Raw genomic sequence first — 20,500 nt, forward strand, 5'->3', positions numbered from 1 at the left:
TTATTATAGTGTGTTAATAGTGGCTATAACTTTATTAGACTTTACTTTGATATGTGACTTATCACAATTACTTAATATATAGTTAACATTAACTTTACATTTAAAGTCCTCATTTTAAAGCTAAATTATAAAGCTATTAACAACTGTTCATAACCTATATTGACAACATAAACATGATAAGTATTTTTAAATTTTATGTTAGCATGCTTAAATTTGATGGTGATAACTTTACCAAAAAAAAAGGTTAACTTTTTAGGTTACTAAGGTTCTATTTTTGATTGTAAAAATTACTGGATAATCCTAAGAAAACTTTTAAGTACTTAAGATAAGATATGAACAAGTAATGAATACAAATCACCATAGATGTTAACAACGCCTATTTCTGAACAAAGCGACATCGTCATCAAACATAAATATTATGAATAACTATCCATGTCTTACTGTGGTTTATTTGTAAGCAATTATTAACTTTAGGGTTTTAAACAACATACCAAATTATGACAATTTCAATAGGTAACGATCATGCGGGAACGGAGTATAAACAAGCCATTACTTTATATTTAGAAGCGAAAGGATATACTGTTAATAACTATGGAACAAATGCAAACGACAGTGTTGATTATCCAGATTATGTACATCCTATTGCTAATGATGTCGCTGATAAAAAAGTAGACTTTGGCATTTTAATTTGTGGAAGTGCTAATGGCGTTGCAATGACTGCAAATAAACATCAAAAAGTAAGAGCTGGAATTTGTTGGACTAAAGAAATTACAGCACTTACAAGACAACATAATAATGCTAATATTTGTTGTATTCCTGCACGATATACTGCCATACAACAAGCAATTGAGATTGTGGATACCTTTTTAAATACTGATTTTGAAGGTGGACGTCATCAAAACCGTGTGGATAAAATACCTATTTCATGTTAGTATCCATCTAAAATTTATAGCTCATGGGTAACTTACATTCTCACAATCATTCTCATGATGATTTAAAGGGTAGAAATCTTATCATTTCTATCTTTTTAAATATTGTTATTACTGTGGCACAAGTTATTGGTGGATTACTTTCAGGTAGTTTATCATTATTAAGTGATGCGCTCCATAATTTTAGTGATGTGATCTCTTTAATTATTAGTTACATTGCTAATCGACTCTCAAAACGTAAAGCATCTCTTCAAAAAACATTCGGTTATAAACGTGCCGAAATTTTAGCTGCCTTTATTAATGCTGCAACCTTAATTACAGTTGCTATTTTACTAATTATCGAAGCTGTGAAACGTTTTCAAAATCCGCAAGAGATTGAGTCTAACGTAGTAATTTGGCTATCGTTAGTAGCTATTTTAGGTAACGGTTTTAGTGTGCTCTTACTTAAAAAAGATAGCGAAACTAATATGAATATGAAAATTGCTTATCTTCACTTGTTAACAGATATGATGGCAAGTGTAGCAGTTTTTATTGGCGGATTATTGATGAAGTATTTTCAATTGTTTTGGGTGGATAGTGTGTTAACTTTTGCAATTGCCTTATATCTTATTTATATGGGTTATGATTTATTAAAAGATTCATTTAAAGTATTGATGTTGTTTACTCCTGATCAAATTCTAGTAGAGGATATTGTTAAAGATATTCAACAAATAGGCGCTATAAAAAATGTACATCATGTTCATATTTGGCAACTTAATGAAGATGAAATTCATTTAGAAGCACACATAGATTTTGAGGAGAATATTACTTTATCTCAATTTGATGTAATATTACATAATGTAGAAGAGATGGTATTTTATAACTTCGGAATCAATCATGTTAATATCCAACCAGAGTACGGAAAATGTGACACTAAAGATGTGATTGTTCAGGATTAAAAAACATTTTAAAATTAAATATGGACCAATGAGTAATAGAGCACTTATAAATGTAAAAAAAAACTTTGATTGCTCTTAGTGTAACACATAAGTATGATAGATATAAAAGTAAAAAAATTTATAGAATTAACTACTCAAGAACTTTATGACATTCTTCAATTAAGAAGTGAAGTGTTTGTTGTAGAACAAAATTGTGTCTATCAAGATATTGATGGGAAAGATCAAAAGGCACTTCATGTTGTCGGATTTAAAAATAATACAGTTGTTGCTTATACAAGAGTATTTAAACCCGGTGATTATTTTCAATATGCTAGTATTGGTAGAGTAGTGGTGAGTGAATGTGAACGCCAACATAAGTATGGATATGATATTATGAATGTTTCGGTCGACGCTATAAAAACGTATTATAAGGAAACTAAAATTAAAATTTCTGCTCAAATGTATTTAAAGCGTTTCTATAATAATCTTGAATTTTTTGAAGTAGGAGAGGAGTATTTAGAAGATGGGATTCCGCACATAGGAATGCTTAGAAGTTAATTATCTTCACCCACATAAGTAATTAAAATTTCTACGCGACGGTCTAATTTTGGTTCGCCACCCAACGGAAACTTTCTACGCATTCCAACATATTTCATACGTCTTTTATTAACACCTTTTTTTGCTAGATATTCATAGATAAACTTTGCTCGAGCAACAGAAAGGTTACGTTTTTTAGTTTTACGATCTATAGCATCTCTACTGTTTTTTGTACAGCATACGTGACCTTGAATGGTAAAGTATAAATCCTTTCGCTTTACGAGAATATCAGCAATTTCTTTAAGTGTTTCTTTAGATTCTGGTAATAGTTTACTGTAACCTGTTTTAAACAGCATGTTATTGAGCTCAAATTTATCTCCTGCTTTTAACTCACCTTTTAAAAGTTCTGTAGCTTCTCTTTTTTTAGCTTCTACTACTTCTGGAGCTTCTTTGGGTTTTGGAGGAAATACAGAAGATACAATAATCTCAACTTTGCGATTAAGACCTCTTATTATACTTAAATCATCTTCTTTGATTAGTTTGAGTAAAATTTTTCCTTTTCCATCAACATTAGTAATTACAGATTCATCAAATTCATTATTAGAAAATATGGTTTTTATTGAATTAGCACGATCCTGCGACAGTTTTAAGTTATAACCATCACTACCTCTATCATCTGTAAACCCATAAATAGAAACTTTTGAAATTTCAATACTTTCTATTTCAGATAAAAACATTAATAATCTATTGTGCTCTGTTGGAGGCACTTCAAACGCGTCTGTCTCAAAATACACTTCATGAGTAAACTCCTTTTGAGCGATCAAAAGTTGAGAAAAGAGAAGCGTTATTAGTAGTAGTTTTTTCATATTAGTATTGAAAACATTATTTAAATATAATTTTTTTAAATGCTTTCGTCGAATTTAATTCAATATCAATCTAAATAGCCCAAATAATTTGATGGGTTTTTAAGTATTTCTACACCTTTTTGAATTTCAAAATTATTAGAAATATAATATGTATATAGACCTTCTCGATAGAAATAACGTTTAACAATTTCGTCAGAGAGTAAAGACAATAATTGCGTTTTATTGTCGTCTATTGCTTTGTTTTTATACGTATTTAATGACGAAATTAAGTTGGAATAGTCGTCATTAATCTCACGGTTGAGTTCCTCTTCTTTTGCTACAGATAATGCAGTTGCAAAGGCCTTTTCTGTTTTAGTTTCAAAGCTAAAATTATTAGCACTTAAGAAGTTTTTAAAACTGTTAAATTCAGCGTCCCTAAGTTCAAATTTCGTTATATCGTCTGGAGCGGGATGGTTGTAATAATATTGAGTAGCATATTTAAAAATTAGATTTTCGTCTATGATCGCTTTTGTAATAGGACTCAATTTAGTGGCTTCTAATTCTAGATCTGGTTGTACGCCTCCACCATCATAAACCGTTCTTCCTTTTTTAGTTTTAAAGGCGTTATAATTTTCTTGTTTTGTACGTGTTGCTTTCCCGTTTTCATCACGATTCCAATAATCAAGTGCTTGGATACACCGTCCAGAGGGCGTGTAATATCTAGAAATTGTAATTTTAATCTGCGTTCCGTAAGTTAATTTTTTAGGACGCTGTACGAGACCTTTTCCAAAACTACGGGCTCCAATAATTACCGCACGATCCAAATCTTGTAAAGCGCCAGATACAATTTCACTTGCCGATGCACTAGAGCCATCAATTAAAACAATCAAAGGGATTTCGGTATCCATCGGTTCATTTTTTGTGTAATAGGTTTTATTGTATTTTTCCACTTTAGATTTTGTGGTCACTACCAATTGATTCTTGGGTACAAAAATATTAGTAACATTTACTGCTTCTCTTAATAAACCGCCTGGATTTCCACGTAGATCTAAAATTAGTTTCTTAGCACCTTGATTTTTTAAATCTCGAAGTGCGCTTTTAGTTTCAGCGGAGGTCTTGGCGTTAAATTTTCGAAGAACAATATATCCAGTATTTTCGTTTATCATAGAGTAGTGAGGCACTGCATGGATGTCTACGGCCTCACGTTGTATCGTTGCATTTAACGTTTTACCTTGTCTTATGTAGGTGACCTCAACACTAGTACCTGCTCCACCTTGTAACAAGTTTCCTGCATCGTCTTTAAAATCTGCAACAACAACATTATCTACTTTGATAATCTCGTCGCCCGCTTTTAAGCCCGCTTTGTCTGCTGCATAATCCTTGTAAGGCTCAACAATTACCAATCTATCTTTTAGGGTCAACACATTAGCACCAATACCAGTATAATCTCCTGCATTATTGATTCTCGCCGACTCGACATCTTGTTCGTTATAATAATTCGTGTAAGGATCTAAATCTGCAAGCATACTTTTAATAGCAGTATCCATTAAATCTCCAGGATTTGTCTCGTCAACATAATTCATGTTGAGTTCTTTAAAAAGTGTTGTAAAAATTTCTATTTGCTTAGCAATTTCGAAGAAGTCACTTTTAAAGGCTGTCCCGCTAAAAAATATAGTGAGTGCTATAAGCGGAACTAAAACACGTTTTTGCAGTAGTTTTTTCATGTGGTTATATCTGTTGTTTTTCAATCGTCACACGTAAGATCTAAATAAACATTTTTCTTTATAATTACCTATTACGGATAGATGTTTCATAAAGATAATATCATTTATTCAGGCGACACTTTTTTAGAAAATGTCTCTAAAAGTTGTTTCATTTTTTTGTTTACGGAATCAAAGTCCGCTATATCCTTACCAATGTACAAAATCATTAACGTATAACAGGACGAAATGTTGTTAAAATGCTCACTTTTATTAAGGCGGTAAGCTTCCCTCAATAAGCGTTTGATGCGATTTCGATCCACTGCTTTTTTAAAATTACGTTTACTTACTGTAACGCCTGTTTTAAATTGTGTATCCTCATCAAAATCTGACTTTAGATACACCATGCGCAATGGGTAAGCACCTACCGATTTCCCTTCGGAAAACAGCTGTTCTATGCGTTTTTGGCTTTTAAGCTTTTCTTTTTTAGAATATGAAAATGACATCTAGAATACTGCTATTTAATAAGGTTTATAAGTTTTGCTATTCATTGTAAAACAAATAAAGTAAATTTAAAACGATTGATAATTGTTTTAAAGTTTTAATCGACTAATTCTGTAGTTTATCATTTTTTTTTACGAAAAAAGTCACAATACGTAAATTGTGCCTTTGACTATTTTTAATATTTTTATTCTTCTTCTGCTACAGGATACACGTTGTTTTCTTGCTTTATATCTGCCATTAATCCTTTAGGATCAAGTTGCACAGATTGTACAGTTTTAGAGGTTTCTAGTGTATACGTTGGATATGCCCAAGCCCAATCATCTTTTACAGTTGCTGAGGTTTTTTTTGCACCACGCATCATACGTAATGGGATGTAAAAATCCTCAGTAGAACCATCTGTATATATAATTGTCAAGTCCAATGGCATTGGCATTAATCCAATGCGTTCTAGAGTTACTTTTTTGTCTTCTACGTTTGTTACAGCGTAGTCTATTGTGTTTGTAGTTTGCGCAAAATCGATGAGATACCAATCTAACTCTAAACCCGAAACACGTTCTGCCGTTCGCACGATGTCGAGTGGTTTTGGATGTTTAAAAGCAAAATCAGTATAGTACTTCTTGATAGTTGTTTTTAAATTATCATCACCAATAATATAACCTAATTGAGAGATGAAAACGGCTCCTTTACTATAGGCTGATATCCCATAGGCTTGATTAATATTATAACGATCGGCATGCGTCGTTAACGGTTGTTCAACACCAGAATTTGCTAGAAAAACATATCCAAGATAAGATCTACTTAATGGGTTTTCTTTTTTCTCATCCATAATCTCGTTCATAGCTAAAGTAGAAATATAGCTTGTAAAGCCTTCATCCATCCATTCATGCTTAGCTTCATTGGTTGCCAGTAAAAACTGAAACCATGTGTGTGCCATTTCGTGAGCTGTCACACCAACTAAACTGCCATAGCTGCGATTTCCTGTGATAAGTGTTGACATTGCATATTCCATTCCGCCATCACCTCCTTGAATCACAGAATACTGATCAAAAGGATATTTCCCAATATGTTCACTAAAATACTGCATCAATTCAACCGTTTTAGGTTGCATTTTTTTCCAGCTTTCTAGGTTGTCTTTCGGTAAATCATTTTTGTAAAAGAAGTGAAGCATTGGCCCATTAGGAACTTGCATTGTATCATGAATATAATCTTTATCTGCAGCCCAAGTAAAATCATGAACGTTAGGTGCAATAAAATGCCACGTTAGCTTTTTTCCTTTGCGCTTAACGTCTTTAGGTGTATAACCATATCCAATCTCGTCTGCATTTTGTAAATTGCCTGTACCGCCAATAATATAGTCTTTATCAATAGTGATTTTTACATCAAAATTTCCCCAAACACCATAAAATTCACGTGCTATATATGGATCTGCGTGCCATCCTTCGGTATCATACTCTGCTAATTTAGGATACCATTGTGCCATGGATAAAGCAACACCCTCTTTATTATTTCTACCAGAACGACGAATTTGAACAGGCACTTGTCCATTAAAAACCATATTAAAATCTACAGTCTCTCCTGCTTTAATTGGTGTCTCTAAATTCACAATCATTACAGTACCTTCAATTTCATAGCTAAGAGCTTTTCCATTAAGGTCTAAAGAAGATACTTTTATAAAACCAATTTCATCGTCTTTTAATTTTGATATGCGACTTTCAAAAATCGGGTTTTCTTTAGTTCCAACGTTATCAGCCATTCTACCATCTGGATCTGTAATACTTTGTAAACGCGCATCCATTTCACTATCAGGTTGAAAGGCATTGAAATAGAGGTGATAAAAGACACGAGTTAAATTGTCTGGCGAATTATTGGTGTATTTTATAGTCTGTTTTCCTGTAAATTGAAAGGTTTTCACGTCCATATCAATATCCATTGTGTAATCAGCTTGTTGTTGCCAATAATAGTCTGTTTTATATTCTATTATGGTGTCTTGTGCATTAATTTCCGAAGAAAAAAATGTTACGCATAGCAGTAAGAGTGTGCTTAATTTAAATCTCATATTTATTTTTTTCTTCGGAATTACTTTTAGTTTGCCATTCGTGATGCTATAATCAACGCGTTATAAGCGTTAACTATTCTACCAGATGTAGAAATCTCGTTGAGTGATTTTACGTCTTTATTTTCTCCTATTGTAACTTTCGCTTTAATTGGTAAACCAGAGTCCATTAAAACCTTCTTTACTTGTGATGCCGTTAAGCTTGGATATTGTGAGCGAATTAAAGCAGCAACTCCTGCAACATTTGGTGAAGCCATTGAGGTACCACTATTCATCTCGTATTCATTTTCTGGCATTGTAGAATAAATATCACTTCCTGGAGCAAAAACGTCAACATTGACTTTTCCGAAGTTAGAAAAACTAGAGACCATTGATGAACCATAGTTGCTAGTTAACGACCCTACAGTAACTACATTATCTGAAATTTCTGGACCTGTACCCACAGCGTCATTTGGGAAATTAGAAGCGATATCAATATCCTCACTGTCATTACCTGCAGCATGGACAAAAAGAACATCTTTATCTGCAGCATATTTAATAGCGTCTCTTACCCATTGGCTATTTGGTGAGAATGATTTACCAAAACTACCATTGATAACTTTGGCTCCATTATCTGCAGCATAGCGAATTGCAAGAGCAATGTCCTTGTCATACTCATCGCCATTAGGTACAGCGCGAATTGCCATAATTTGAACATTATTTGCAACACCATTCATTCCTTTATTATTGTTGCGCTCTGCAGCGATAATACCTGTAACGTGAGTTCCATGACTTTCGGTTTTTTTAGAGGGTCTAGGATTATTGTTTCCATAACCTACTTTATCGTTTAAATCATTAGGGTTGTCTCCTGTTGTGCGTCCTTTTAATTCTTTATTAAGATTGGCATTGAGTCTATCGTTGATGCTTTCTAGTCCATTTTTAAACTCTTTCTTAGCGTCTGCCAAAGACTCCATATTATTGCTATAAATAAATTGAGCTACTTGGACCGCTTGGCCTAGTTTTTCATCTTCGGTTTTGATGGCATTAACCTCTTTTTTGTTATAGTCTGATTTTCCAAAGTGTTTGGTTAAAATTTCATCTGCTGCGTTAACCTGCTGAGAAATTTGCTCATATTGAGTTTTATAACCTACGTATTTTTGATATTCGCTAGTATACAATGCTTCTGCTTCAGCATATCTTGGAGTATTTTCGTCTCCTGCGGCTAGAATTCTAACGTATTCTAATTGCTCATCGTACCCATCTCCAAGAAAATTCCAACCGTGAATATCATCAATGTAACCATTGTTGTCATCATCTTTTCCGTTATTAGGAATTTCGTTTTTATTCGTCCAAAGGACATTATTTAAATCTTCATGATCTATATCTGTTCCGCTATCAATAACCGCAACAATAACTGTTTTTCCTTTTTTATTCTTAACAATCTCACTGTATGCTTTATCGACACTCATTCCTGGAATGGTATCTTTTACTAGATCTAAATGAGACCACGTATTTTTTTCACTTTCAGTTAGCTGTGCTTCCTTTAAAGGAGAGGTGTCAATATTTTCTATTGGAGTAGAAAGCACTCCTGATGTTGCGCCACAACCAAATAAAATGGCTGATAAGAATACGGTGTATAAAAATGGTTTAAATAAGTACTTCATGTGTTTATGTTTATTGTTTTTTAAAGGTCACATGTTGTTCGCTAATAATCTTATTTTAAGAGATAACGCCTAACACGCTGGGTTCATACTGATTTTAATTAAATATATCGTTTGTTTTAAATGTATCTTTAAGTCGGACGCCTTTTTCTGTGTGTTGTACAGTTATAATTTCATTGTGCGCATCATGCTCTAGAAACAAGTAATAATGATGATCTGCTGCGAGGTTTAAAAAGCGTTCTTTTTCATCTAAAGACAATAAAGGCCGTGTATCGTACCCCATAACAAAAGGTAAGGGTAAATGACCAACAGTTGGTAGCAAATCTGCCATAAAACATATCGTTTTTCCTTCATATTGAATCATTGGAATCATTTGCTTGTCGGTATGACCATTAGCAAAAAAAATATCGAATCCAAGGGGCGAATTTTTTAATATATCTTTCTGCGGAAGGTTGGTGAATTTTAACTGACCACTGTCTTCCATAGGTAAAATATTCTCTTTTAAAAAGGAGGCTTTTTCTCTATTGTTTGGCTTGGTAGCCCATTCCCAGTGGTTCTTGTTACTCCAAAAATGTGCATTTTTAAAAGCAGTTTCATAACCTGTTCTATCGGCATTCCATTGTATACTTCCACCACAATGGTCAAAATGCAAGTGGGTCATGAAAACATCTGTAATATCATCACGATGAAAACCATGAGTTTTTAAAGAATTGTCAATGGTATCATTTCCCCAAAGATGATAGTAGCCAAAAAACTTATCATTTTGTTTATTTCCCATACCTGTATCGATTAATATCAACTTATCACCATCTTCTATAAGCAAACAACGTGCGGCAATATCTATCATATTTTTGTTATCGGCAGGATTCGTTCTGGTCCATAAAGTTTTGGGAACAACGCCAAACATCGCACCTCCATCTAACTTAAAATTACCAGCATTAACAGGATATAATTTCATCTCTAAAAACAATTGAAATGCAAATTACTAAAAGCAGTATACAATACTTAAGTTTAGCACTAATTATTGAGGTATTTTTAACACTTTTGAATGGTCACAATCGTATTTAGCAGGATAAAAATTTACATTTACAAGAGAAAACTTTAAAAGATGAAGCAGAAGTCGAAAAAAAAGAGAATAAAGTTATTGAAGTTTGGTCGTGATTTTGAACCAGACGAGCGAGTGATACTTAGAGATTATTTGGCAATTGAAAGAACCCGTTTGGCTAATGAGCGCACACTTTTGTCTTATATACGATCGTCATTGTATTTACTCCTTGGAGCCATTGCTTTTTTTCAGCTTAAAGAGTTTATTAACTTCAAGTATTTAGCCTTAACGGCATTAGTTTTTAGTGCGCTTTTTTTTATCATTGGAATTTATAGATTTCTTTTATTGAAGAGGAGTTTAAAAAGAGTGTATTATAGATCTGAGGAGATGATTAGAAATAAAGACTAGTGAGCATTAACTGCGTTTTGAAATGACATCTTTTAGTCGTTTCCCAAAATCTAATAGCGCTTTAATTTCCTTAGTACTAGCCAAACGTTGGGTACTAAAAATGAGTAAACTATTGCCATTAGATTCTATATGGTAATAGGGATTACTCTCAAAAAAGTGAATTAATTCATTCGTGAAGAACGTTTTAATGGCTTCTATATGCTCTCCTACTAAATGAAATCGTTTTGAAAAATCTTGATGGTCATCAAAGTTAATATCTTTAAATCCAGCAATTGCATAGACCTTATCTATTATGGTTTCTCTATCTAAAGAGAATACCGGAATTGTTTCATTTAAATCGATATGAAGCATAGATGTTCTTACGACTTCTTTAGCTATAAACTCGCCTTCATAAAATTCGATATCAAATAATTTAGTATTTGCATTATCGTCTTCTAATTCATTGTAAATATAGTTGGGCTGCTTTGTTTTAAAAAATAGAAAAGGATTTAGAAACGCAGTATTTTTATTTTTATCTGCACTATAAGTAAGCTGGTAATCTTTTGCAATAGTCTCAAGGTTTTCTTGTCTTTTTGTAAGGTTATATCCAAATAATTTAGGTACTGCAACAATTTTTCGCAACGCAAAAGGATGCTTAGAATCTGCATCGTGTATATCCAAACCTACAATATCAAAATGACCTCCATTTTTAGTGAATATACCTTGATAGTTATTAAGATTTTCCATGACTGTATGATCTACAAAATCACACATAGAAAAGTCGACTATGACATCTTGATTTGCAGCAATAACATCAAGTTTTTGTTTTAATCTATAAAAATTGGCAAACGTGCAAAAATGCTTCACACTTACGTAATAGTTAGATTTATTATCATCCTCTTTAAACATCAGCACATTTGGTTTTACCCAATGCCTCAAAAATAGTGTGACGTTTTTATTGATGATAAAATGTATTATTATAGTAATGAATACACCTGCAGAAATTCCTAGAATCAATCCAAACTTTAAGGTGGTAAGAAGCGTCACAAAAAAGATGATGAGTTGTTCTTTTCCAACAGAAAATATTTTCTTTATTAAATCTGGTGACGCTAATTTATAACCGGTATATACCAAAATAGCCATAAGAGCAGGCAACGGAATACGAGTTAATTGAGAACTAAATACCACAATAAATACCACAAGAAAGAACGCATGAAAAAAGTTAGAAGACCTGTTGCTTCCTCCATTATTAACGTTTACCGAACTTCTAGCAATTACAGTAACGACATTTAATCCACCAACAAAACCACTCACTATTGTGCCTAGCCCTAAAGCTTTTAAATCTTTATTTACGTTAGATCGACGTTTTTCGGGATCTAATTTATCAACGGCTTTGATACTCAAAAGAGATTCAATACTTGCAATTAAGGTGAGAGAAAACACACTTCCCCAAAATGCGATACTACCAACTTTTGAAAATGAAATTTTTGGTAATTGAGTCGTGATTTCAGCAAATGAAGGAATTGCAGGGATCATGTAGTCTTGAGCAATTGGGTTGTTTTGATGTAAGACCAATTCAAAATAGTAGCTAAACCCTATAGATAAGACAACAATCCACATTGGAGCAGGTATTAAATGCCAATACTTATTTCTAAGTTTTGGGTAAAACACCATAATCGCCAAACTTATTAGTCCCGCAGCAGCTGCATATATGAGGCCTGTATTTTCGTAATGTAATGCATCATTTATTGTATATGGGATTTCAATTAAGTAGTCAATAGTATTATCTCTAGTAATTTTATGACCAAACATAATATGAAATTGCTTACCTAGAATGATTAGTCCAATAGCTGCAAGCATACCTTGAATGGCAGAGGAAGGGAAAAAATCAGAAAGATTACCCATACGCAAAAAACCGAGTAACATAATTAATAGACCAGAGCATATAATAGCTGCATAAGCACTTTCTAGACCAAGAGTTGTAATGGCGACCAAGGTAACACCTACTAACCCGTTTCCTGGACCTGTAATGGTTACATGGCTTCCCCCTAAAACAGATACAATTACACCACCAACAATAGCAGTGATAACGCCAGCAATTGCTGGAGCGTCACTTGCCATAGCAAGCCCCAGGCCTAAAGGCAAAGCAATTAAACTTACCACAAATCCAGAAAATATATTTTTAGGGAGTTGCTTTAAAATGAGCGTAATATTGTTCTTTTTTTTTGTCATTGAATGATTAAAACATCGGTTGGCAACTCAGATAAAATATATTCGATATCATGCGGGAAAAGACGATCCCAAAAGCTGGTTTTAGTTGGCGCATTCATCACTAATAAATCTGCTCTAACAAATTGAGCATAGTGACCAATACTATAGCCTCGTGTTCCAAAGATAGATTGTGTTTTTGAAACAATGTTAGACTTATAGTCTTCAGGGATTTCCTTAATAATAGAGTTTATACGAGAGTCTTCACGCATTTTTAGACGCTCTTTAATGATGGCGTGTTTTCGAAGTGATTTATCATCATCTACACTCACAGCGACTTCTTGCTTTGTGATTTCTTCAACAATGGTAATCTTTTTAGATTGTAGTTTGTGAGACAAATAATACGCTGTGGTAATAGTTTGTTTGGTTTTCGGATTGTCGAGCCCGTTAACAACAATGTGTTTACAAGGGATGCGTTCTACAGAAGGTTTTATAAGTAATAAAATAGAGCAATTTGCTTGTCTCGTGATTTTTCTAGCAATGGTTCCTAGGTAATACTGTACAAAATTCTCTTTTTGAAGTGCTCCCAAAATGAGCAAGTCCACTTTTTTTTCTTTGGAAACTGATAAAATCACGTCAACAGGATTACCAGTCTTAAAAACAAGATCATAGCTGAGGTTCTCTTTTATAAACGGTTGTATAATATCTAAAATTTGCTCCTTTTTTTCAAGAGATTTTTCACCAACATGAATAAGCACCAACTTACTCTTAAAAGAGAGCGATAGTCGTGCTGCTTCGTAAAGGTTTGCTTTTAGGTTTGGAGAAAATGCAACTCCAATACCTATGGTTTTAAATTTTTTGTTGGTCAAGTGCTATTAAAAATCTATTTCGAGGGTAAGTTAATATTTTTTTTATGCCTTTTGAAATATTTGTGCTTTTCATAGTTTTTGAGCTCTTTTTTAAAAGTTGTTCAAATAGTTTAAATTATATTTAACTTTGAAAAAAACGTTGCATGTTAGAATTAGCAGGGATTATTATTTTAGGAATATTAGCACAATGGGTGGCGTGGAAATTAAAAATTCCAGCAATACTACCATTAATTTTAATTGGGCTTTTAGTTGGGCCAATTGCTGCAGAGTTTTTAAGCGAAGATGGAACCAAATGGATTGAGCCAATTTGGAATGGAGAAAAAGGACTCTTTCCTGGTGACAGTTTATATTATTTTGTGTCATTAGCCATAAGTATCATTCTTTTTGAAGGCGGATTAACATTAAAGCGATCTGAAATTAAAACTGTTGGACCCGTAATAACTAAGCTAATTACAATTGGGTCTGCGGTGACTTTCTTTGGTGCAGGGGTTTTAGCACATTACATTTTTGAATTAAGTTGGGATGTATCATTTCTGTTTTCGGGTTTAATAATCGTTACGGGACCAACAGTTATTACGCCTATTTTGAGAAATATTCCTCTTAAAAAAGATATTTCTACTATTCTAAAATGGGAGGGTATTTTGATTGACCCAATTGGAGCATTAGTAGCTGTATTAGTATTTGAATTTATTAGCGTTGGAGGTGATAGCGGATTCACAAAAACAGCATTCTTAGAATTTGGTAAAATTGTATTATTTGGTACTACTTTTGGGTTCACTTTTGCGCATGCTTTAGCTTTCGCAATTAACAAGAAATTTATTCCACATTATTTACTAAATGTAGTAGCACTTTCTACAGTGCTTCTTGTTTTTGTTGAGTCGGAACTTTTTGCTCACGAATCGGGCTTATTAGCAGTAGTAGTAATGGGAATGGTATTAGGAAATGGAAAACTTACAAACCTTAAAGAACTCCTGTATTTTAAAGAATCTCTGAGCGTATTATTAATTTCTATATTATTTATACTCCTCGCTGCAAACATTAACATTGAAGATCTATTGTTATTATATACATGGAAAACAGCAGTGCTTTTCGCTATTGTTGTATTTGTTGTAAGACCATTAGCTGTATTTATAAGTACTCAAGGTTCTCAATTAACACTTAATGAAAAACTATTTATAAGCTGGGTTGGACCACGAGGAATTGTAGCCGCGGGTATTGCCTCTCTTTTTGGAAGTAAGTTATTAAAACAAGGTGTTGAAGGTGCTGAATATATTACACCATTGGTGTTTATGGTTGTATTAGGGACGGTATTACTAAATGCGACAACAGCGCGATTATTTGCTAAATTAGTTGGTGTGTTTTTAACAACGTCTAATGGTACATTAATAGTTGGAGCTTCCAAGGCATCAAGACTCATTGGTCATTATTTAGAGTCAAATGGAAGACATGTGGTATTAATAGATAGCAATCAAAGTAATATTGATAAAGCTAAAGAGTTAGGGCTTGAAGCCTTAAACACTGATATATATTCAGACAAACTTTTAGATAATATTGAATTGAATGATGTGGGTTATTTATTAGCCTTAACAGGAAGTAATGATATTAATAAATATGCTATTAATAAGTTTAGTAAGCAATTTGGTGAGAATGGGGCTTTTAGATTAGTTAGTGTAGATGAAATGCGGGACAGTAACAATAACCCTCATGAAGGTTTATTTTCACACACAGATGATTTTGCGACGCTTAATAGTCTTGTTAAAAAATTCCCAAGCGTTCAAGAAATTGAGCTAAAAGATAAGGCGCATTATGAAAGCTTAATTGAATTGTCTGATAATGATAAAGAAATAATTCCGTTGTTTATTAAAAATGAAGCTTCTGAAATCAAAATTATTTCTTCTTACAATAAAGACGTTGAAGAGATAGGCAAAAATTGGCACTTAGTTTATTTAGGTAAACCTTTTGATATTGAAACTATTGCTCAAGAGGATTAAAAATCACAACGAGCATAAGAACCTTGTTTTATAATATATGATATAATTTTTTCCCGGAATAAAGAGATACTTTCAGCGAAAAAAGACCTCATGTTTACAGGAATTCTGCTATTGATTGCTGTACAGTTTCTTTTTCTAAAGCATCATAAAAACCATGCTTTATGTTGGCTTAATTTTCTTAGCGCAAAAACCACAAAAGAAGCTAAGATTATAGGGTGTATAGGTGTAAAAGCAGACCCAAACATGGTATCAATTTATTCCAAAAAGAGTCCTGTATTTCTCAGTAAAATAGACTCCTTTTTTCAAAGGAGTTATTGGCTAATCGTTCAGCTTTAGTACTGCCATAAAGGCTTGTTGAGGTATTTCTACATTACCTACTTGACGCATACGTTTTTTACCTTTTTTCTGTTTTTCTAACAATTTACGCTTACGAGAAATATCTCCACCATAACATTTGGCAGTTACATCTTTACGCAAAGCTTTAATCGTTTCGCGAGAAATAATTTTAGCACCAATGGCCGCTTGGATAGGAATATCAAACTGTTGTCTTGGAATTAATTCTTTCAGTTTTTCACACATTTTCTTACCTATATGTTGAGCGTTGTCGGTATGGATTAAGGCAGAAAGTGCGTCTACAGTTTGTGCGTTCAATAAAATATCTAGTCTTACAAGTTTAGACACTTTCATTCCGATAGGAGAATAATCAAAAGAGGCATAGCCTTTAGATACCGTTTTGAGACGATCATAAAAATCAAAGACGATTTCAGCAAGAGGCATTTCAAAAGTTAATTCAACACGTTCTGGAGTTAAATAGGTTTGATTTAGAACGATACCACGCTTTTCAATACAGAGAGACATCACGTTACCTACAAAGTCAGATTTTGTAATAATAGTAGCTTTAATATAAGGTTCTTCAACACGATTTACGGTCGTTGGCTCAGGTAAGTCAGTAGGATTATTTACAACAAAAGCAACATCCGGATTTTTGTTAGTATAGGCATTATATGACACATTGGGAACTGTTGTAATTACAGTCATATCGAACTCACGTTCTAGACGTTCTTGGATGATTTCCATGTGGAGCATTCCCAAAAAACCACAACGAAAACCAAAGCCTAAAGCCGCGGAGCTTTCAGGTTGAAATACTAACGACGCATCGTTTAATTGTAATTTTTCCATAGAGTTACGAAGTTCTTCGTAATCCTCTGTATCGACTGGGTAAATACCAGCAAAAACCATTGGTTTTACATCTTCAAAACCTTCAACAATATTAGTGGTAGGGTTTGCAAAGTCTGTAATGGTATCTCCCACCTTAACTTCTTTGGCTGTTTTAATACCTGTAATTAAGTAGCCAACATCTCCAGCTTTTACACTTTTTTTAGCGACTTGGGTTAATTTTAAAGTTCCAACTTCATCTGCAAAATAGTCTTTACCTGTTGCGAGAAACTTGATCTTTTGTCCTTTTTTAATTTCACCATTAAAAACTCTAAAGTAAGTTTCAATACCTCTAAAGGTATTGTAAACTGAATCAAAAATCAATGCTTGTAATGGTGCTTCTACACTCCCTTTAGGAGCAGGAACACGTTTAATAATCGCTTCTAAAATTTTGTCAATTCCAAAGCCTGTTTTACCACTTGCATGGATTACTTCTTCTGGATCACATCCTAAAAGCTCAACGATATCATCTGTAACTTCTTCTGGATTAGCACTTGGTAAATCTATCTTATTTAAAACAGGAATAATTTCTAAATCATTCTCTAAAGCTAAATATAAATTAGAAATGGTCTGTGCTTGTATACTTTGAGCAGCATCAACAATTAATAAAGCACCTTCACAAGCGGCTATAGATCGTGACACTTCATAAGAGAAATCTACGTGACCAGGTGTATCAATAAGATTGAGTACGTAGTCCTCGCCTTCAAACGTATAATCCATTTGAATAGCATGTGACTTTATAGTAATGCCACGCTCACGCTCCAAATCCATACTATCTAAAAGTTGGTCTTGTTTTTCCCGATCGGTCACAGTACCAGTGTAATCTAATAAACGATCTGCCAGTGTACTCTTACCGTGGTCAATGTGTGCGATTATACAAAAATTCCTGATGTTCTTCATAAACTGTAATTCATCTTCATTATGATTTGCAAATATAATCGAATTATTACGCATACAATATCATTAATGTTTACAAAAAGCACATTAACTGCGGATAAACCTTAATTATCATTAAAAAACAAATAGTATATTGCACTATTAAACCCAATTTAATTTTGAAACTTCTCCACATTTTCTCCTTATTTCTATTGTATTCTTCCGTGGGTTATGGCCAAGAATATTCTATTTCTGGAAAAATATTAGATGCTAATGACAAGGCTATTGAATTTGCAAATATTATTGTTTTTAACACCGATCAAAGCGAAGTTCTAAAGGGAACATCGACAGATGCAAATGGGTTTTTTATTATTAATAATCTCGAGTCTAATACTTATATTCTGAAAGTCAGTTTTATAGGCTATCAAACATATGAGCAAAAAGTTGTACTTACGGGGAACTTAGATTTAAAAACGATTACACTAGAAGATGCTGTTGAAAGTTTAGATCAAATTAATATTACAGTAAAAAAACCTACGTTAAGAAGAGAGGCAGATAGGCTCATCTTTAACATAGAAAAGACAGCCTTGGTTGAAGGTAACATGCTTCAAGTGCTCAAAAGCACTCCTGGCGTTTTGGTTTTAGGGGATGAGATTACTGTTAAAAACTCGAATCCTACGGTATATATTAATGATAGAAAGGTGAATTTATCTTCGGAAGATTTAAATCAATTATTAGAAGGATCTTCAGCAAATTCTATTAAATCTATTGAGGTGATTACAAATCCTTCAGCACGATATGATGCAGAAAGCGGTGTTGTTTTAAATATCATAATGAGCAAAAACCTGATTACAGGGTATCGAGGAAGTGTGAATTCTAATTTTACGCAAGGTGTTTTCCCAAGTTATGATGCAGGAACAAGTCATTTTTTTAAAAATAAGGACATCAGTTTTAACGTCAATTATAACTATTCAAAAGATAAAAAAAATAGAGGTGGTGACGATACGGTTAATTTTCTAGATAATTTGAATGCTATAAATGAATCTTGGCGTTCATTAACGAATAGAAACACATGGTCTGAAACTCACAGCCTAAACACAAATTTTGACTATTTTATAAGTGACAACAATACGTTGAGCCTTTCCTCAAATACGATTTATATACCTTACTTTAAATATAGTATCAATAATAATACAACAATTACAGATATAAACAACGATTTTTTAGAGCGGTTTACAGCAGATAATTTATCTCGTGACAACAAATATAATGTAGGCGTAGATCTTAATTTTAGGCATAGCCTTACCAAAGGCTCATTAACGTTTAATGGTCATTTTACGACGTATAATTATGAAAGAAATCAAGCCGTTTTAAGCAATTTTTTTGATGTCAATAACGATTTTATAAATGCGTCAGCATTTAATACCAACGCCAACCAAGACACGCAAATATTTGCAGCAAAATTAGACTATAGTTTACCCATCAGTGATAGTTCAGAGTTAGAGGCAGGCGTAAAGACTTCTAATATAAAAACGGTAAGTGATATCACTCAATTTGATGTCGATCTCAATACAGGAACTGAAACTATAGACAATCTAAATTCAGATGCTTTTGATTATGACGAACGTATTTATGCTGCTTATGCCAATTACGCATCTAATACTGAAAAATGGAGTATCAATGCAGGACTGCGAGCTGAACAAACTAATATACAGGGCGTGTCGTTATCTACCACTCAAATAAATATACAAGACTATTTGGAATGGTTTCCTAATGCGAGTGTACAATACAATATTAGCGACCGTTATAATGTATACGCTAATTACAAACGCAGTATAGCGCGTCCTGGTTATGCAGATTTGAATCCATTTAGGTTCTTTTTAAACGAAAATTATGTCGTTTCAGGAAACCCTAATTTGGTACCAACCTTTACTGACCATGCGGTTATAGGAACCACATTATTTAGTGATGTATTGACTATTGAGGCTTATTATAAAAATTATGATGGCGCTATATCAGAGATTCCAAGACAAAATAATATAACAAATGAGGTGGAATATATTAGTGTCAATTTTGACAAGACTGTTGAATATGGTTTTGACTTTCTAACCTATTTTAATGTTACAGATCGTTGGTCTATTTATGCAGTAACGTCATTTTATAATATTGAAGAAGAAACAGATTTTGGTAACGGTTTTATAAATCAAAACTTGTGGTCTAATTATTCTGTTTTGCAAAATGATTGGACGTTTCTAAAAGACAATAGTCTTAATGCGTCATTTACGCTCACATGGGTTGGACAGAATTTACAGGGATTTCAAATTGTGGAAGATCGTTTGTTTTCAGAATTAGTAATATCTAAGAGCATCTTAAAGAAAAAAGGAGTGCTTTCTCTTTCGGTTAGTGACTTGTTTAATATGCAAGATGTTACATCCAGCGTAAGATATCAAAACCAGTTTAGCAGAGGTTTTTCAGATGTAGATACGCGTTATATAAACTTAGGTTTCCGTTATAAATTTGGTAACACACGATTAGAATCTAATGAGGGTAATATTAAAACAGATGAGCGTGATCGTTTAAATAAGGTGAATAACTAATTTTCTCTTCGGAAATGTGGCTTTGGGTAAAAGAAATAGATCCAAACAATAACCACCAATATTTAGGTTTTCAAAAAGCGTTATTTGTAAATACTCTCCTGAAGTAGGTGATGTAAGCTTAAGAGGCTCCTTTTTTTAAAAGGTATTTGTTAGTCTTGCCATTCTGCAATAAATAAATTCGTATCAC

15 protein-coding genes are annotated in these 20,500 nt (G+C 33.2%); 6 read left to right on the top strand and 9 right to left on the bottom strand.

Annotated elements, in window-relative coordinates; genetic code table 11:
- The first annotated feature begins 497 nt into the window (after window positions 1-497).
- The 3 genes from rpiB to ACJAZK_RS12195 all read left to right on the top strand — a co-directional run bounded on the left by rpiB (window position 498) and on the right by ACJAZK_RS12195 (window position 2,404).
- Complete coding sequence (rpiB, locus tag ACJAZK_RS12185; RefSeq protein ID WP_415224231.1) at window positions 498-932, top strand: ribose 5-phosphate isomerase B; 435 nt, start codon at window positions 498-500, stop codon at window positions 930-932.
- Between the two features lie 23 nt (window positions 933-955).
- On the top strand, window positions 956-1,867 hold the full coding sequence (locus ACJAZK_RS12190) for a cation diffusion facilitator family transporter (RefSeq protein WP_415224232.1): 912 nt from the start codon (window positions 956-958) through the stop codon (window positions 1,865-1,867).
- A gap of 93 nt (window positions 1,868-1,960) precedes the next feature.
- On the top strand, window positions 1,961-2,404 hold the full coding sequence (locus tag ACJAZK_RS12195) for a GNAT family N-acetyltransferase (RefSeq protein WP_415224233.1): 444 nt from the start codon (window positions 1,961-1,963) through the stop codon (window positions 2,402-2,404).
- On the opposite strand, the gene ACJAZK_RS12200 is transcribed toward ACJAZK_RS12195, so the two are convergent.
- From ACJAZK_RS12200 to ACJAZK_RS12225, 6 genes are all read right to left on the bottom strand, one after another.
- A complete protein-coding gene (locus ACJAZK_RS12200) occupies window positions 2,401-3,249 on the bottom strand; it encodes an OmpA family protein (protein ID WP_415224234.1) in 849 nt (282 codons plus the stop codon). The two genes, ACJAZK_RS12195 and ACJAZK_RS12200, sit on opposite strands and share 4 nt — an antisense overlap.
- A 65-nt stretch (window positions 3,250-3,314) precedes the next feature.
- Window positions 3,315-4,952: a S41 family peptidase gene (locus tag ACJAZK_RS12205; protein WP_415224235.1), complete on the bottom strand. Its 1,638-nt coding sequence runs from the start codon at window positions 4,950-4,952 to the stop codon at window positions 3,315-3,317.
- Window positions 4,953-5,056: 104 nt separating this feature from the next.
- Window positions 5,057-5,434, bottom strand: a complete 378-nt coding sequence (rnpA, locus tag ACJAZK_RS12210) for a ribonuclease P protein component (protein WP_415224236.1) — start codon at window positions 5,432-5,434, stop codon at window positions 5,057-5,059.
- Between the two features lie 182 nt (window positions 5,435-5,616).
- Window positions 5,617-7,488, bottom strand: coding sequence for a M1 family metallopeptidase (locus ACJAZK_RS12215; protein ID WP_415224237.1), 1,872 nt, complete (start codon window positions 7,486-7,488; stop codon window positions 5,617-5,619).
- A 26-nt stretch (window positions 7,489-7,514) separates the two neighbouring features.
- Complete coding sequence (locus ACJAZK_RS12220; RefSeq protein WP_415224238.1) at window positions 7,515-9,128, bottom strand: S8 family peptidase; 1,614 nt, start codon at window positions 9,126-9,128, stop codon at window positions 7,515-7,517.
- A 94-nt stretch (window positions 9,129-9,222) separates the two neighbouring features.
- Window positions 9,223-10,083 carry an MBL fold metallo-hydrolase gene (locus ACJAZK_RS12225; RefSeq protein WP_415224239.1) on the bottom strand — a complete coding sequence of 287 codons (861 nt, stop codon included), beginning with the start codon at window positions 10,081-10,083 and terminating at the stop codon, window positions 9,223-9,225.
- Between the two features lie 150 nt (window positions 10,084-10,233).
- Between ACJAZK_RS12225 and ACJAZK_RS12230 the strand changes: the two genes are divergently transcribed.
- Window positions 10,234-10,578, top strand: a complete 345-nt coding sequence (locus tag ACJAZK_RS12230) for a DUF202 domain-containing protein (protein WP_415224240.1) — start codon at window positions 10,234-10,236, stop codon at window positions 10,576-10,578.
- 6 nt (window positions 10,579-10,584) lie between these two features.
- Here the strand turns inward: ACJAZK_RS12230 and ACJAZK_RS12235 are convergent, their stop codons facing one another.
- Together ACJAZK_RS12235 and ACJAZK_RS12240 are read right to left on the bottom strand one after the other, a co-directional pair.
- Complete coding sequence (locus ACJAZK_RS12235) at window positions 10,585-12,789, bottom strand: SulP family inorganic anion transporter (RefSeq protein WP_415224241.1); 2,205 nt, start codon at window positions 12,787-12,789, stop codon at window positions 10,585-10,587.
- Window positions 12,786-13,634 carry a universal stress protein gene (locus ACJAZK_RS12240; protein WP_415224242.1) on the bottom strand — a complete coding sequence of 283 codons (849 nt, stop codon included), beginning with the start codon at window positions 13,632-13,634 and terminating at the stop codon, window positions 12,786-12,788. The genes ACJAZK_RS12235 and ACJAZK_RS12240 overlap by 4 nt, the downstream gene beginning before the upstream one ends.
- A 143-nt stretch (window positions 13,635-13,777) precedes the next feature.
- On the opposite strand from ACJAZK_RS12240, the gene ACJAZK_RS12245 reads away from it, so the two are divergent.
- Entirely contained in the window at window positions 13,778-15,625 is a 1,848-nt protein-coding gene (locus ACJAZK_RS12245) for a cation:proton antiporter (protein ID WP_415224243.1), read from the top strand.
- A 318-nt stretch (window positions 15,626-15,943) separates the two neighbouring features.
- Here the strand turns inward: ACJAZK_RS12245 and lepA are convergent, their stop codons facing one another.
- Window positions 15,944-17,740: a translation elongation factor 4 gene (gene lepA / locus ACJAZK_RS12250; protein ID WP_415224245.1), complete on the bottom strand. Its 1,797-nt coding sequence runs from the start codon at window positions 17,738-17,740 to the stop codon at window positions 15,944-15,946.
- A 155-nt stretch (window positions 17,741-17,895) separates the two neighbouring features.
- On the opposite strand from lepA, the gene ACJAZK_RS12255 reads away from it, so the two are divergent.
- Window positions 17,896-20,313: a TonB-dependent receptor domain-containing protein gene (locus ACJAZK_RS12255; protein ID WP_415224244.1), complete on the top strand. Its 2,418-nt coding sequence runs from the start codon at window positions 17,896-17,898 to the stop codon at window positions 20,311-20,313.
- Window positions 20,314-20,500 lie beyond the last annotated feature (187 nt).

This window comes from Psychroserpens sp. (assembly GCF_047633235.1).
Classification (GTDB): Bacteria; Bacteroidota; Bacteroidia; order Flavobacteriales; family Flavobacteriaceae; genus Psychroserpens.